Below are 15,902 nucleotides of genomic sequence, written 5' to 3' on the forward strand. Positions count from 1 at the left end.
TTCCGGCCCCTTCGCGAGCGAGCCCGCTCCCACAGGGTGTGTGCCCGCCGCTGATCAAATGTGGGAGCGGGCTTGCTCGCGAAGGCGTCAGCACTGACGACAACTGTCCTCCAGCCCCCAGACACAACAAAGCCCGCACAAGGCGGGCTTTGTTTTGACTCAAACCACACTCAGAAGCGGAACACTTCCATATCCGTGCGAATCGGCGAAGCCATCGGAATCTTCGGCTGCTTCTCTGCATCCGCCGCCGGCGCTGCCGGTTTAGGCGCTGCCTTACGCGGTGCTTCGGCCACCGGAGGCTGGTTGGCCAATGGCTTGAGCGCCACCGACAACTGCTCGGCCAGACGCTGCAGCAGAATCCCCTGCGCCTGCACCTGCGAAGCCGTGGTACCGGCATGCAGCTCCTGCAGATGAACGATGCGGTTATCGCGCACCTGACCACGACGGTCGATCAGACGCCATTGTGCATCGAGGATCGCCGGTTGCTTCTCACCGGAGTCCAGACGCGTGATGGTCAGCAATACCTGCACATCCGGGGCAAATCCCAGAGTGGCGGGTGCCAATACCACACGCTGGCTGTCCAGATGACCGGCCACCTGACGCATCAGCAATTGATCGATATCCGACGAAAGGCTGCCCGCCCAGCGACCGTCGGTCGAGGCCTGCAGGCTGCCGTCTGGTTGACGTTGCAGCAAAGTTTCACGTTGCAGGTAATCAGCAATGACTACCGGACCCAACAAAACCGCCATGCCTGTGCTTTGCGCAGGCTGAGCCGGACTTCCGCTGTCCAGCTGATACAGCGACACCGGCTGGTGAACGCTGCAACCCGCCAGGCCCAAAACGCCGGCGAGCAGGAAAATAAGGGGGCGCAGAGCAGTCATCATCCCGTCCAGGTGGCCGCCACAAGGCTGACCACAGTGAAAATACTCAATAAATATGAAGAACGCTCGGCCACGCCGGCGCTTGGAAAGGCCATATCATCCGTGAATATGCGTTCCGACTCCAGCGCCAAAGCGTCGATCTACGCGTTAAATCGTAGATCGACGCCTCTAGATGGGCGTTTTCGCCTAATTGAGGTTTTCGACGAGCAGTGCATCGACCCGCTGGAAGCCACGTGGAAGCTTGTTGCCACGCCGTCCACGCTCACCTTTGTAGTGTTCGAGGTCTTCAGCTTTCAGTTTATACGGACGTTTGCCTGCTTGCAGGATCAACGTTGCACCCGCGGGAATCACAGCAATGTCCGTGACAAACTCTTCACGGCTGGCGACACGGTCACCCGGTACACCGATGATCTTGTTGCCCTTGCCCTTCGCCAACTGCGGCAAATCGCTGATATTGAAGACCAGCATCCGCCCCTCGCTTGTCACGGCGGCAAGCAAGTCATTCTCGCGATCAGTCACCGGACGCGGCGCGATCACCTTGGCGTTGTTCGGCAAGCTCAACAGGGCTTTACCGGCCTTGTTCTTGGCTTGCAGGTCTTCGCCCTTGACCACGAAACCGTAACCGGCGTCGGAGGCGATCACGTACAGCGCATCGTCTTCCGGCATCAGCACGCACTCGAAGGTCGCGCCCGGTGGCGGGGTTAGACGCCCGGTCAACGGTTCGCCCTGGCCACGCGCTGACGGCAACGTATGCGCGGCGACCGAATAGCTGCGGCCAGTGGAGTCAATTACCACGGCAGACTGGTTGGAACGTCCCGCCGCCGAGGTTTTGAAGCCGTCACCCGCCTTGTACGACAGGCCGGTGGCATCGATGTCATGGCCTTTGGCCGAACGGATCCAGCCTTTTTCCGACAGCACGACGGTAACTTTCTCGTTCGGCAGCAGATCGTGTTCGGTCAGCGCCTTCGCTTCAGCACGTTCGACGATCGGCGAACGACGGTCATCGCCATAGGTTTCAGCGTCTTTCAGCAGCTCGGTGCGCACCAGCTTCTTCAGCTTGGCTTCGCTGCCCAGCAGGGCTTGCAGCTTGGCTTGTTCCTTGAGCAGTTCGTCCTGCTCGTCGCGCAGCTTCATCTCTTCCAGACGCGCCAACTGCCGCAGGCGGGTGTCGAGGATGTAGTCGGCCTGGATCTCGCTGAGGGCAAATCGCTCGATCAGCTTGGCTTTCGGGTGCTCCTCGGTGCGGATGATGTGGATCACTTCATCCAGGTTGAGGTAGGCGATCAGCAAACCGTCCAACAGGTGCAGGCGACGCTCGACCTTGTCGAGGCGGAATTGCAGACGGCGGCGCACGGTCAGCACGCGGAATTCCAGCCATTCAACCAGCAATGCACGCAGGTTCTTCAGTTGCGGCTTGCCATCCAGACCGATGATGTTGACGTTGACCCGGTAGGTCGATTCCAGCTCGGTGCTGGCGAACAGGTGCTGCATCAGCGCTTCGTGATCGACGCGGCTGTTGACCGGAATGATCACGATTCGGCACGGGTTTTCATGATCGGATTCATCACGCAGGTCAGCGATCTGCGGTGCTTTCGACGGCTTGGCCTGCATCAGCGCGGCGATCTGCTCCAGCACTTTGGCCCCGGAGACCTGGTGCGGCAGCGCGGTGACGATGATGTCGCCGTCCTCGACGTGGTACACGGCGCGCATGCGTACCGAGCCCTTGCCGGTTTCGTACATTTTCAGCAGGTCGGCACGCGGCGTGATGATTTCCGCTTCGGTCGGATAGTCCGGGCCTTGAATGTGTTCGCAGAGCTGTTCGACCGTGGCTTTCGGCTCATCGAGCAAGCGCACGCAGGCAGTGGCGACTTCACGCAGATTGTGCGGCGGCACGTCGGTGGCCATACCGACAGCGATGCCGGTGGTGCCGTTGAGCAGGATGTTCGGCAAACGTGCCGGCAACACCAGCGGTTCCTGCAGGGTGCCGTCGAAATTCGGGCCCCAGTCAGCGGTGCCTTGGCCCAGTTCGCTGAGCAGCACTTCGGAATAGCGCGACAGGCGTGCTTCGGTGTAACGCATGGCGGCGAAGGATTTCGGATCGTCCGGCGCACCCCAGTTACCCTGGCCGTCGACCAGCGTGTAGCGATAGCTGAACGGCTGGGCCATCAACACCATCGCTTCGTAACACGCCGAATCGCCGTGCGGATGGAACTTGCCGAGCACGTCACCGACGGTACGCGCCGATTTCTTGTGCTTGGAATCGGCGTCCAGCCCCAACTCGCTCATCGCATAAATGATGCGCCGCTGTACCGGTTTCAGGCCGTCGCCGATATGCGGCAGGGCACGGTCCATGATCACGTACATGGAGTAGTTGAGGTAGGCATTTTCGGTGAAGTCAGCCAGCGAGCGGCGTTCTACACCGTCCAGGCTGAGATCAAGGGAGTCGCTCATGCGGGCCTCATCGGTTCGTTGTCTGGCGCAGCAGCATGGTGCCACCGCGCTGGGTAAATTCAAGTTTGTTCAGGGCGCTCATGCCGAGCAGCACCTGATCGCCATGCAGCCCCGGCGCCACCAGCGCGCGGACATCCCGCAGCACAATGTCGCCCAGTTGCAGACGGTCGATCTTTGTCCGGTAGCCCTGGCTCAGGCCGTTGGCCGTGCTCAGGGTCACACCGAAACCCTCTTCCAGTTTCAAGCGCTTGGCCAGATCCGCCGGGATCGCCACATCGGTCGCGCCGGTGTCGAGCATGAACTCCACCGGCTCACCGTTGATCTGACCGCTGGCGACAAAATGCCCTTGGGCGTTGCCGGCCAGCTTCACTTCGATTACGCCGCCATGCTGCTCGGACGTGACCACCACGTTCGGATTCTGCTGACGTTCTTCCCACTGGCCGAAAAACCGCGTGGCCAGAAACAACCCCGCGCACCAGGCCAGAATCATCAACACCCGGCCGGCGCGTTTGCCCGGCGGTTGCTGACTCACGGCTTGGCGCTCCAGCCACCTTCAGGCGCGGCGAAGCGCCAGACGATCGGTCGAACCTCTCCGTCGGCGCGGGGGCCGAAATTATTGTCGACGCCGACCCACGCACCCTCAGCGTCAACGATCAATGCTTCTTCCAACCCGAAGTTCTGCGCGTAACGGCGGTTGGCCTGCAACAATTCAGCGGCGTACGACCAGCAACGCTCGACCTTGGCGGTCTGCGCATCGCGCCGACAAATCTGGAAGGCGTTGCGCTCAAGGGTAAACAATTTGCCGTTGAACAACGAAAGGTCGGAAAAGTCGCGGTCGACCGCTTTGGCGTGCGGGAACTGCGGCGGCTGCATCTCCTTGCCGCCCTCGCTGAGCAGCACGCAACGACCGTCGCAATCCCACACCGTCTGCTGACGCTTGATCAGCAGCAGGCCGCGGTTTTGCCGTTCGCCGGCCAGCCACATCTGATCGCCCGCCGGGTTGATCGCCAAACCTTCGAAGATCGCATTGAAATGCAGGAGCATGCCACTGGCCCGCGCTTCGCGAACCATCATCGGCGAAATCTTCAGCCAGTTGACCGGGCCGCTGACGGGCACCTGCAAGACCGCCGCGTGGCCCTCGCTGACAATGTAGCGATTGCCGGCGCTGTCGCAACTGATGCCTTCGAAATCGAGGTCGCCACCGCGCACGAACGACGCGGCCCAATTGCGCGAGCGCAATCCCCACGGCAAACCGGTCTCCGGCACCAGCGGCACGTCGATGTGCAAGGCCTCGGCCTGCCAGACCTGATCGGCGGTATTCAGCCGATAGATCTGATCGTCATCGCGGTCCGACACCGTCCACAACTCGCTGCCACACATGGCCAGTCCCGACAGGTTACCGCCACGCATGCCTTCGACCGGGTGTTCGGAGAGCACGCGCAATTCCTGCAGCGGCTCCGCCGACACGCTCATCGCACTCAGCAGCAACGCACCCGCCAAGGCCCAGCCAAACCGCATCAGGCCAGCACCTCGGCCAGGTTGCCCTTGGATTCGAGCCAGGTCTTGCGGTCACCGGCGCGTTTCTTCGCCAGCAACATGTCCATCATTTCCGAGGTTTCGGCAAAATCATCGCCCAGCGTCAACTGCACCAGGCGCCGGGTGTTCGGGTCCATGGTGGTTTCACGCAGTTGCGGCGGGTTCATTTCACCCAGACCTTTGAATCGGGTGACCTGCGGTTTGCCGCGTTTCTTCTCGGCAACCAGACGATCGAGAATCCCGTCGCGCTCGGCTTCGTCGAGGGCGTAGTAGATCTCTTTGCCGAGGTCGATGCGGTACAGCGGCGGCATCGCTACGTAGACGTGACCGGCATCCACCAGCGGGCGGAAATGCTGGACGAACAACGCGCACAGCAGCGTGGCGATGTGCAGACCGTCGGAGTCGGCGTCGGCGAGGATGCAGATCTTGCCGTAGCGCAGCTGACTCATGTCTGCCGCACCCGGATCGACCCCGATGGCCACGGCGATGTTGTGCACTTCCTGGCTGGCCAGCACTTCGCTGCCATCGACTTCCCAGGTGTTGAGGATCTTGCCGCGCAACGGCAGGATCGCCTGGAATTCCTTGTCCCGCGCTTGCTTGGCGGAACCGCCGGCGGAATCACCTTCGACCAGGAACAGCTCGGAACGCATCGGATCCTGTCCGGCGCAGTCAGCCAGTTTGCCCGGCAACGCAGGGCCTTGGGTGACGCGCTTGCGCTCGACCTTTTTGCTTGCCTTGAGGCGGCGACCGGCGTTGTTGATCGCCAGTTCGGCCAGCGCCAGACCGGTTTCCGGGTTGGCGTTGAGCCACAGGCTGAATGCATCTTTCACGACGCCGGAAACGAATGCCGCCGCTTCACGGGACGACAGACGCTCTTTGGTCTGGCCGGAGAATTGCGGTTCCTGCATCTTCATCGACAGCACGAAAGCGATGCGTTCCCAGACGTCTTCCGGCGCCAGCTTCACGCCGCGCGGCAGCAGGCTGCGGAATTCGCAGAACTCGCGCATCGCATCGAGCAGGCCCTGACGCAAACCGTTGACGTGGGTCCCGCCCTGCGCCGTCGGGATCAGGTTGACGTAGCTTTCCTGCACCGCGTCGCCACCTTCCGGCAGCCACAGCAGCGCCCAGTCCACCGCTTCTTTATTACCGGCGAGGCTGCCGCAGAATGGCTCGTCCGGCAGGCGTTCGAACTCGCTGACCGCGTCCACCAGATAGGAGCGCAGGCCGTCTTCGTAATGCCACTCGACTTTCTCGCCGGTGCCTTTGTCTTCGAAACTGACCAGCAGCCCCGGACACAGCACAGCCTTGGCCTTGAGCACGTGCTTGAGGCGGCTGATGGAGAATTTCGGTGAATCGAAATATTTCGGATCCGGCGCGAAGTACACGCTGGTGCCGGTGTTGCGCTTGCCGACGGTGCCGACGATTTCCAGCTCGGTGGCCTTGAAGCCATCCTTGAAGGTCATCTGGTATTCGTTGCCGTCACGCTTCACGCGCACCCGGACTTCGGTCGACAAGGCGTTGACCACGGAAATACCCACCCCGTGCAGACCGCCGGAGAACTGGTAGTTCTTGTTGGAAAACTTGCCGCCCGCATGCAGCTTGGTGAGGATCAGCTCGACACCCGACACACCCTCTTCCGGGTGAATGTCGACCGGCATGCCGCGACCGTCGTCGCTGACTTCCAGCGAGTGATCGGCGTGCAGAATGACCTGCACCGATTTGGCGTGGCCGGCCAGGGCTTCGTCGACACTGTTGTCGATGACTTCCTGGGCGAGGTGGTTCGGCCGACTGGTGTCGGTGTACATGCCGGGGCGTTTGCGCACCGGGTCGAGGCCCGAGAGGACTTCGATGGCGTCGGCGTTATAAGAGCTAGCGCTGGGAGTGGCCATAGGGTCTCGTCGTCAGTGATTCAATGAAAAAGGGGCAAGACTTCACAGTGCGGTGAAATCGATTGCCTGATACAAATCGGCGCCAATGCCGGCAAAACTCAACAACGCCGGTAATTGTTCGGCAAAACCCTGGTAACCATGGTCGCCGCCGGCCTGAATGCGCAAGGCGCAGGCCCGGTAATACTGCTGGGCGAGGCGATAATCCAGTGTTTCATCGCCGGTCTGCAACCACACCTGATAACGCTGTGCATCCACGGGTGCCGGCACTTCCAGCTCGGCCAGGGCCGTCACATGGTCGTGGGTCAATTCCCAGGTTTCATCGGTATACAGGTTTTTCTGTGTGCCCAGGTAGCCGTCGAACATCCGGTGCGGGCTGACCGCCGGGTTGACCAGCAGGGCTTTCAAGCCGTGGCGCTCAGCCAGGTGAGTCGCATAGTAGCCGCCGAGTGAGCTTCCCACCAGCAACGGCCGGCCCAGCTCGGCAATCGCCTGCTGCAACTGACCGATGGCTTCACGCGGGTGGTGATGCAGCGCCGGGACACGCAATTGGTCGCTCAAACCCAGCCGTTCCATCACCTCGACCAGCTGACAGGCCTTTTTCGAGGCCGGCGCGCTGTTGAAACCGTGGATATAGAGGATCGAACCGGACATTTGAGCTCCCTGGGTGTCGGCAAAAGATAGCGGAGTTTACAGGGAGTCAGGGGGATCGTGGGTGTTTGTAGGGACGCCTTCGCGAGCAAGCCCGCTCCCACAAGGGATTTGCGAACGGCACAGATCCTTTGTGGGAGCGGGCTTGCTCGCGAAGGGCGCGACTCGGTTTTCAGTAACCGTTGGAGCCGTAATCGACGGTGAATTCGAAGTCGGTAACGCGCTCGACACCGGTTTCCAGCCGCCCGTCCGGCAACAGCCGCAACCAGCGATAGCCCGGCGCCTGTTCGCCGACCTTGAAGTCGTGACTGCCGGGCTCGAACTGAATGCAGGTCGATGGTGAGGCCATCAGCCGTACGCCGTTGCGTTCGCGGTCGATCTCCTGATGCACATGCCCCCACAGCACCGCGCGAGCCTGAGGAAAACGATCAAGCACGTCGAAAAAAGCTTCGGGATTGCGCAAACCGATCGGCTCCGCCCAGGCACAACCCACCGGCACCGGATGATGGTGGAAACACACCAGATGATGGCGCTCCGGCGCTTCGCTCAGCGAGCGCGCCAGCAGTTGCAACTGATCATCCTGCAGATACCCCGGCACAGAGCCCGGCACCGCCGAGTCGAGCAAGGTCACGCGCCAGTTGCCGACATCGACCACTGACTCCAGCAATGCACTTTGCACCGCGGCCTGAGCCATGATTTGCGGTTCATCGTGATTGCCGGGAATCCAGCGCGCCGGCGCATCGATCTGCGCCGTCATCTCACGAAACTGTTGATACGACTCCAGAGTGCCATCCTGGGAAAGGTCCCCCGTGGCCAGAATCAAGTCGATCCGAGGTTGCTGCCTGAGCACCAGTTCGATGACCTTTTGCAGGCTCTCGCGGGTGTTCATGCCCAGCAGTGTGCCGTCCGCCTCGGCGAACAGATGACTGTCGGATAACTGCACCAGCAGCGCCGGATCGGCGGTGGTCAATGTGGATACGCTCGGCAAGGCGTTCTCCCAGGGCAAAAGCACGGAATCGGTTGAGTGCCGCAATTATGCTGGGGGATGACGCAAAGGGGAAACCGGCGAACCGGACGCAGTTCACAACTAGCGTACGACTTCGTACTCGTGCCCCAGGGCCAGACAATGGCTCAGCCATTCCCCCAGGAACAGATTGAGCTGGGCCTTTTCATCCGGCTGATGCATCGCGGCGTTCGGGTAAGGATAGATGCCGCGAAAGCGTCGTGCATGTTCGGCGCTGATCACCTCGGCCATGCGCGCGTCGTGATAGACCTGCACTTCCAGTTGCGGCACCGGCAGCCACGGCAAACTGTGTTCCTGACGCACCTGCAAAGTGGTGGTGTACGGGCAAGTCTGCAGCACTTCGAGGGCCAGCACGCCGAGCATCTGCTCGCCCTGGGTCACGGCGATCCGCCGCGCCTCGGGGTCGTTGCGCATGTCCGGCACCAGTCGCATCAGGCGCGCGTAGTTGGCCTCGCAGGCGGCTTGCAGCCCGGCGAGGTCGACTCGATAGCGATCGCGCAGCTTGTTTACGACCATAACCCCCTCACTTCGGCGCGGTTCAGCGCCAGCCATTGCAAGGCGATGATGCTCGCCGCGTTGGCAATGCGTCCGTCACGGACGGCCTGCAAGGCATCTTCAAAGGCCCAGACCGTGACGCGGATGTCTTCTGCTTCTTCCTCCAGCCCATGCAGGCCGCCTACGCCTTCGGTGCTGCAGTGCCCCAGGTACAAATGCACGAATTCGTTGCTGCCGCCCGGCGACGGAAAATATTTGGTCATCGGCCACAGGGCCTTGATGTCCAGCCCAGCTTCCTCCTGCGCCTCGCGGTGAGCAACTTCTTCCGGCACTTCGGCCTTGTCGATCAGACCGGCGACCAGCTCAACCAGCCACGGGTTGTCGGTCTTGCCCATGGCACCGACGCGAAACTGCTCGAGCAGCACCACTTCATCGCGCTTTGGGTCGTAAGGCAGCAGGCACACGGCATCGTGACGCACGAAGACTTCGCGGTTGATCTCGCGGCTCATGCCCCCGGCGAACAGCTCATGGCGCAGGTGCAAACGGTCGAGCTTGTAGAAGCCCTCGTAGCAGCGCTCGCGCTTTACGACATCGACGGTGGCCGGAGTGGCGTTGGCAAAATCTGTCATGAGCATCCTCTCTTGCTGCAAATCCAATACGAGGCTGCTTTTGGTTACTGGCGGCCTCGACTTCGCGCCATCCTAACGCGCCCGCGATGATTGATGCAGCCCCTTTACCGTCAGCGGGATGGACGGTGGAGGCGAAACCCACTCTAATTAGCTTAGTGGCGAACTGACTGCTTCGGCGAGAGTCGAAGCGGATAACTTTTTGCCTTCCCCTGTTTCAGAAAGGACGCCCATGTCGCTTTTCAAAATTGCCTCCGTGGCCGCCATCGCCCTGACCCTGGGCGCCTGCGCCAACCTGTTCCAGCCCAACTACCGCACGCCGCTGGAAACCACCCGCGATGCGTCGGAAACCCTGAAACCCGGCTGTTCCAACCCGGACTGCCCGCTGGTGAATATCGATACCGTGCACTTCGCGGCCGAGCCTGCGCTGGACGGCATTATCGAAAAACGCCTGCTGCAAATGACCCGCACCGAGCAAAACGCAGCGGTAGCGCCAACCCTGGCCGCCTATCGTGATCAATTCCTGCGCAACGCCGGCCCGCGCAACAGCAGCTATTTGCAGGCCAAGGTACGCGAGCAGCATGACGGCTTGGTGATCATCGAACTGTCGAGCTACCTCGACACCGGCGGCGCCCATGGCACGCCGGGTCGCGGCTTCATCAACTACTCGCGCCAGCAGCATAAAGTGCTGAACCTGTCGGACATGTTGCTGCCGGGTCAGGAAGAGGCGTTCTGGAAAGCGGCGCAAGTGGCGCACAACAGCTGGCTGATCAGCACCAAGCTCGATCAGGAAGCGGATTTCGTGAAGAGCTGGCCGTTCGTCAAAACCCCGAACGTGGCGCTGACCTACGGTGGCGTGATCCTCAAGTACGACGTGAGCACCATCGCGCCTTACGCGTTGGGCCACGTCGAACTGAAGATCCCTTACCCGCGTCTGAACGGCATTCTCAAACCCGAGCTGTTTCCGGGCCGTAACTGAACGCCCGACCGAGCACCAGTTGCAACAGCCCTGCCAGCACCAGTGCCGGCAGGGTCGCGCCGACATCCGGATACAGATTCGCCAGCAAGTGGTAGGTGCTGATCCCGCCCAGCCACGCCAACAGCGCCGGCCAGCGCAATGCGGCTGACGCCACCTGAGCACTGCGCTTGCGCAGGATGAAGTGATCGACCAGCACCACGCCGAACAGCGGCGCGAACACCGAACCGATCAACAGCAGGAAGTTCTGGTACTGCGCCAATGGCGCCAGCAGTGCAATCAGGGTGCAGATCACGCCGATGGCCAAGGCCAGATGCTCGACTTTCAAGCGCAACAGAATCCCGCTCGACACCGCTGCCGAATGAATGTCGGCGAAAGCGTTTTCCGACTCATCCAGCAGAATCAGCAACAGCGGAATGCCCAGACCGGCCCCGGCCAGTGCCAGCAGTAACGCATTGACTTCACCGCTCGGCGCAAAGGCCAGGGTGTAAGCCACGCCGAGGCTCATCAGCCAGAAATTGCCGATGAAGAAACCGATGGCGGTGCCGCCGAAGACGTTCTTCGCACGCTTGCCGAAGCGCGAGTAATCAGCGATCAGCGGCAGCCACGACAACGGCATCGCGATGGCAATGTCGAAGCCCACGGCAAACGGCATTGAGCCGTCTCCGGTACGCGCCCAGAGTGCCGCCAGATCAGCCTTGGCGAACAGATTCCAGGTCAGCCAGATGCACGCGGCGAGGATCAGCCAGATACCCCATTTACGCAGGATCTTGCGCACGAACGTCAGCGGCCCGCTGACCGCGAGCAAAGTCGCCAGTGCGCCGAAGCACAAGGTCCAGAGCATCGGGCTGGCCCACAGCGAACCTTCGCTGAACGCACGGCTGCCGAGCAGACTGGCGGCGTCGCGCATGACGATGATTTCGAACGAACCCCAACCGATCAGTTGCAGCAGGTTGAGCAGCGCCGGCAGGCTCGCGCCTTTGCTGCCGAGGCTCAGTTTCAGTGCGGCCATCGACGACAGACCGGTATCGCTGCCGATCACGCCGACCGCTGCCAGCAGCAGCACGCCAACCAGCGTGCCGAGGAAAATCGCCAGCAGCGAACCGGAAAGGCCCAGACCCGGCGCGAGCAAGGCACCGGTTTGTAATACCATCAGGCCGATGCCGAGGGAAAACCACAGGGAAAACAGATCGCGACCGCCGAATACTCGCTTGTCGGCGGGTACGGCGAGGTCGGGGGAATAAGTGCCGGGTTGAATGCTCAAGGGTGTTATCTCGGAGGAGTATTTTTGTCATTGAGATCCTTGGTGCCTGTTCTGACGTCTTCGCGAGCAAGCCCGCTCCCACACTGGATCGCCTGTGAACACAAGTTTCGTGAACAGCTGGATTCAAATGTGGGAGCGGGCTTGCTCGCGAAGGGGCCAGCACAGACACCGCAGACTTCAGGTCAGATCAAACCTTCTTGTACAGCTGACTGCCTTCCTTCTTGAACCGCTCGGCCTGTTCCGCCAGGCCTTGGGCGACGTCCACGTCGACCGCGTCGATCCGCTGGTTGGCCGCGTATTCACGGACTTCCTGAGTGATCTTCATCGAGCAGAATTTCGGCCCGCACATCGAGCAGAAGTGCGCGACCTTGGCCGAGTCCTTCGGTAAGGTTTCGTCGTGATACGAACGCGCGGTGTCCGGATCGAGACCGAGGTTGAACTGGTCTTCCCAGCGGAACTCGAAACGCGCCTTGCTCAGGGCGTTGTCACGAATCTGCGCGCCCGGATGCCCTTTGGCCAAGTCCGCCGCATGCGCCGCGATCTTGTAGGTGATGATCCCGGTCTTCACGTCATCCTTGTTCGGCAAGCCGAGGTGTTCCTTCGGCGTCACGTAGCAGAGCATGGCGCAACCGAACCAGCCGATCATCGCCGCACCGATACCCGAGGTGATGTGGTCGTAACCCGGCGCGATGTCGGTGGTCAGCGGGCCGAGGGTGTAGAACGGCGCCTCGTCACAGCACTCCAGCTGCTTGTCCATGTTCTCTTTGATCAACTGCATCGGCACGTGGCCCGGGCCTTCGATCATGCACTGCACGTCGTGTTTCCAGGCGATCTTGGTCAGCTCGCCGAGGGTTTCCAGTTCGCCGAATTGCGCTTCGTCGTTGGCGTCGGCAATCGAGCCCGGACGCAGGCCGTCGCCCAGCGAGAAGCTGACGTCGTAGGCCTTCATGATTTCGCAGATTTCGTCGAAGTGGGTGTAGAGGAAGTTCTCTTTGTGGTGCGCCAGGCACCACTTGGCCATGATCGAACCGCCACGGGAAACGATGCCGGTCACGCGCTTGGCGGTCAGCGGCACGTAGCGCAGCAGCACGCCGGCGTGGATGGTGAAGTAGTCGACGCCCTGCTCGGCCTGTTCGATCAGCGTGTCGCGGAACAGCTCCCAGGTCAGGTCTTCAGCAACGCCGTTGACCTTCTCCAGCGCTTGATAGATTGGCACGGTACCGATCGGCACCGGCGAGTTGCGGATGATCCATTCGCGGGTTTCGTGAATGTGTTTGCCGGTGGACAAGTCCATCACGGTGTCCGAACCCCAGCGAATGCCCCAGGTCAGTTTCGCCACTTCTTCTTCGATGGACGAACCCAGGGCGCTGTTGCCGATGTTGCCGTTGATCTTCACCAGGAAATTACGGCCGATGATCATCGGTTCCAGTTCGACGTGGTTGATGTTGGCCGGAATGATCGCGCGACCACGGGCGATTTCTTCGCGGACGAATTCAGCGGTGATTTCTTTCGGGATGCTCGCGCCGAAGCTGTGGCCGGCGTGTTGCTGAGTCAACAGGCCAGCGGCGCGGGCTTCTTGCAGCTTCATGTTTTCGCGGATGGCGACGTATTCCATCTCGGCGGTGATGATGCCTTTGCGCGCGTAGTGCATCTGGCTGACGTTGGCCCCGGCCTTGGCCCGGCGCGGGTTGTTGACGTGAGCGAAACGCAGTTTGGTCAGTTCAGGGTCGGCGAGGCGCTCCTGGCCGAAATTGGAACTCAGGCCAGGCAAACGTTCGGTGTCGCCACGGTCGTCGATCCACGCCGAACGCACGTCGCCCAGACCTTTGCGCACGTCGATCACCACGTTCGGATCGGTGTACGGGCCGGAGGTGTCGTAGACGGTGACCGGCGCGTTGATTTCGCCGCCGAAGTCAGTCGGCGTCACATCGAGGGTGATTTCGCGCATCGGCACGCGGATGTCCGGGCGCGAGCCCTGAACGTAGACTTTTTGCGAACGGGTGAACGGCTGAACCGACTGCTCATCGACCTTGGCCGAGTCACTCAGGTTGATCGCGTTTTTTGCTTTTGTAGTCATCACGGGCTCTCCAGACAGCATCCAGGCAATGGATTGTCGGAGCAGAACCTGAAAGGCACGGACGCACCAGGACTGGTGCTGTGCATCGTCGTCGAGCGTTCGATTGTCGAACAATATCCCGGACGAAGCACAAGAGGACTCGCCGGGTGACGAGAAATCTTGTTCCCTACGCAGGCGCTAACCTGATCAGGTTCAACGGGATCCGAAATTATTCGATCTCAGCCTCATAGCAAGGCACCCCGACAAGAACCCGGCCAGTCTAGACACAACCGGCAAAGAACGCCAACACCGCGGCAAACACCATGATGAATGGCGCAATTACCGGGACTTGCAGGATTGTTGCCGCACGATTGCGCAACTACACTCGCTGTGCCCTGCGCGCCTTGACGCTGCCGGGGCCGCGCCGTAGCCTTGGCGCGCACATTATTTTCGTAATATTTTTGCTAGGGATCGCCTCATGCTGCGCAAACTTTCACTGGCTTTTGCCGTGTCTTGTGCGTCCAACGCAATGGCCTGGGCAGCAGAAGCGCCCTTGTCGACCAAGACCGATCTGGTCAGCGTCTATCAGGAAGCCGTCGACAACAACGCCGATCTGGCCGCCGCCCGCGCCCAGTACGGAGCGCAAAAGGAAGTAGTGCCGCAGGCCCGTGCCGGCTTGCTGCCGAACTTGTCTGGCGGCGCCGAAGTGGCGAATGTGCGCACCTCGATCGACCAGCCTTCAGCCATTGCCAATCGCAGCGCGCATTCCTTTCAGGCGACCCTGGCCCAGCCGTTGTTCCGCGCCGACCGCTGGTTCCAGTACCAGGCCGCCAAGGACGTCAACGAACAAGCCGCCCTGCAACTCTCGGCCACCGAACAGAACCTGATTCTGCAATCGGCCGAAAGCTACTTCAACGTGCTGCGCAGTCAGGACAACCTGGCCTCGACCAAGGCTGAAGAAGCCGCGTTCAAGCGTCAGCTCGACCAGTCCAACGAGCGTTTCGATGTCGGCCTGTCGGACAAGACCGATGTCCTGCAATCGCAGGCCAGTTACGACACCGCGCGCGCCAACCGTATCGTTGCGCAGCGTCAGGTTGACGATGCGTTCGAAGCGCTGATCACCCTGACCAACCGTCAGTACAACTCGATTCAGGGCATCGTCCACACGCTGCCGATCCTGCCGCCGGCGCCAAACGACGCCAAGGCCTGGGTCGACACGGCGGGCAAACAGAACCTCAATCTGCTGGCGAGCAACTTTGCGGTCAGCTCCGCCGAACAGACCCTAAAACAGCGCAAGGCCGGTCACCTGCCGACCCTCGATGCCGTGGCCAAATACGAAAAGGGTGACAACGACGCCCTCGGTTTCGCCAACCCGAACGCCTTCGGTACGCCGTACAGTGGCAACGTCGAGCAAAGCACCCTGGGCCTGCAACTGAACATTCCGATCTACAGCGGCGGGCTGACCAGTTCGCAAGTGCGACAGTCCTATGCGCAACTGGATCAGAGCGAGCAACAGCGCGAATCCCTGCGTCGGCAGGTGGTGGAAAACACCCGCAACCTGCACCGCGCGGTGAACACCGATGTCGAGCAGGTGCAGGCGCGCCGCCAGTCGATCATCTCCAACCAGAGCGCGGTGGAAGCCACGGAAATCGGTTATCAGGTGGGTACGCGCAACATCGTCGACGTGCTCGACGCCCAGCGCCAGCTGTACACCTCGGTGCGCAACTACAACAACACCCGCTACGACTACATCCTCGACAACCTGCGCTTGAAGCAGGCGGCAGGAACGTTGAATCCGGGTGACTTGCAAGACCTGGCGCGCTATCTGAAGGCCGACTACAACCCGGACAAGGACTTCTTGCCACCGGATCTGGCCAAGGCAGCCGAAGCACAGCTCAAGGCCCGGCCCTAAACAATCTGGAAAATCCCCTGTGGCGAGGGGATTTATCCCCGATGGGGTGCGTAGCAGCCCCAAAACCATTCACCGCGGTGATTCAGTCAGATATGGCAAGCAGGGTTAACGACTGCTGCGCAGCCGATCGGGGATGAATCCCCT

General features: G+C 61.2%; 13 protein-coding genes and 1 riboswitch. Of the genes, 2 read left to right on the forward strand and 11 right to left on the reverse strand.

Annotation, left to right across the window (positions count from 1 at the left end):
* Positions 1–170: 170 nt before the first annotated feature.
* The 9 genes from ACM6I7_RS17875 to ACM6I7_RS17915 all read right to left on the reverse strand — a co-directional run bounded on the left by ACM6I7_RS17875 (position 171) and on the right by ACM6I7_RS17915 (position 9,553).
* Positions 171–881 carry a membrane integrity-associated transporter subunit PqiC gene (locus ACM6I7_RS17875; RefSeq protein WP_095138104.1) on the reverse strand — a complete coding sequence of 237 codons (711 nt, stop codon included), beginning with the start codon at positions 879–881 and terminating at the stop codon, positions 171–173.
* 186 nt (positions 882–1,067) lie between these two features.
* A complete protein-coding gene (gene parC / locus ACM6I7_RS17880) occupies positions 1,068–3,332 on the reverse strand; it encodes a DNA topoisomerase IV subunit A (protein WP_027611397.1) in 2,265 nt (754 codons plus the stop codon).
* A gap of 7 nt (positions 3,333–3,339) precedes the next feature.
* Positions 3,340–3,864, reverse strand: a complete 525-nt coding sequence (locus ACM6I7_RS17885; protein WP_027611396.1) for a TIGR02281 family clan AA aspartic protease — start codon at positions 3,862–3,864, stop codon at positions 3,340–3,342.
* Positions 3,861–4,850: an esterase-like activity of phytase family protein gene (locus tag ACM6I7_RS17890; RefSeq protein WP_150369524.1), complete on the reverse strand. Its 990-nt coding sequence runs from the start codon at positions 4,848–4,850 to the stop codon at positions 3,861–3,863. Before ACM6I7_RS17890 ends, ACM6I7_RS17885 begins: the two co-directional genes overlap by 4 nt.
* Positions 4,850–6,757 carry a DNA topoisomerase IV subunit B gene (gene parE, locus ACM6I7_RS17895; protein WP_007967400.1) on the reverse strand — a complete coding sequence of 636 codons (1,908 nt, stop codon included), beginning with the start codon at positions 6,755–6,757 and terminating at the stop codon, positions 4,850–4,852. The genes ACM6I7_RS17890 and parE overlap by 1 nt, the downstream gene beginning before the upstream one ends.
* 42 nt (positions 6,758–6,799) lie before the next feature.
* A complete protein-coding gene (locus tag ACM6I7_RS17900) occupies positions 6,800–7,408 on the reverse strand; it encodes a YqiA/YcfP family alpha/beta fold hydrolase (RefSeq protein WP_096794752.1) in 609 nt (202 codons plus the stop codon).
* Positions 7,409–7,577: 169 nt separating this feature from the next.
* Positions 7,578–8,393 (reverse strand): 3',5'-cyclic-AMP phosphodiesterase, encoded by an 816-nt coding sequence (gene cpdA, locus ACM6I7_RS17905; RefSeq protein ID WP_096794750.1) that lies wholly within the window; start codon positions 8,391–8,393, stop codon positions 7,578–7,580.
* A gap of 99 nt (positions 8,394–8,492) precedes the next feature.
* Positions 8,493–8,945 (reverse strand): DUF1249 domain-containing protein, encoded by a 453-nt coding sequence (locus tag ACM6I7_RS17910; protein ID WP_007967395.1) that lies wholly within the window; start codon positions 8,943–8,945, stop codon positions 8,493–8,495.
* Complete coding sequence (locus ACM6I7_RS17915) at positions 8,936–9,553, reverse strand: NUDIX domain-containing protein (RefSeq protein ID WP_027611392.1); 618 nt, start codon at positions 9,551–9,553, stop codon at positions 8,936–8,938. The genes ACM6I7_RS17910 and ACM6I7_RS17915 overlap by 10 nt, the downstream gene beginning before the upstream one ends.
* Positions 9,554–9,782: 229 nt before the next feature.
* Between ACM6I7_RS17915 and ACM6I7_RS17920 the strand changes: the two genes are divergently transcribed.
* Positions 9,783–10,529 carry an RsiV family protein gene (locus ACM6I7_RS17920; protein ID WP_027611391.1) on the forward strand — a complete coding sequence of 249 codons (747 nt, stop codon included), beginning with the start codon at positions 9,783–9,785 and terminating at the stop codon, positions 10,527–10,529.
* Here the strand turns inward: ACM6I7_RS17920 and cytX are convergent.
* Together cytX and thiC are read right to left on the reverse strand one after the other, a co-directional pair.
* Complete coding sequence (cytX, locus tag ACM6I7_RS17925) at positions 10,498–11,790, reverse strand: putative hydroxymethylpyrimidine transporter CytX (protein ID WP_285376394.1); 1,293 nt, start codon at positions 11,788–11,790, stop codon at positions 10,498–10,500. The two genes, ACM6I7_RS17920 and cytX, sit on opposite strands and share 32 nt — an antisense overlap.
* Before the next feature lie 187 nt (positions 11,791–11,977).
* Entirely contained in the window at positions 11,978–13,867 is a 1,890-nt protein-coding gene (gene thiC / locus ACM6I7_RS17930; protein WP_096794747.1) for a phosphomethylpyrimidine synthase ThiC, read from the reverse strand.
* Positions 13,868–14,013: 146 nt separating this feature from the next.
* A riboswitch (TPP riboswitch) is annotated at positions 14,014–14,119 on the reverse strand.
* A 205-nt stretch (positions 14,120–14,324) separates the two neighbouring features.
* On the opposite strand from thiC, the gene ACM6I7_RS17935 reads away from it, so the two are divergent.
* A complete protein-coding gene (locus ACM6I7_RS17935; RefSeq protein WP_414888968.1) occupies positions 14,325–15,758 on the forward strand; it encodes a TolC family outer membrane protein in 1,434 nt (477 codons plus the stop codon).
* Positions 15,759–15,902 lie beyond the last annotated feature (144 nt).

The organism is Pseudomonas sp. IT-93MI4 (genome assembly GCF_949767635.1).
Taxonomy (GTDB): domain Bacteria; phylum Pseudomonadota; class Gammaproteobacteria; order Pseudomonadales; family Pseudomonadaceae; genus Aquipseudomonas; species Aquipseudomonas putida_A.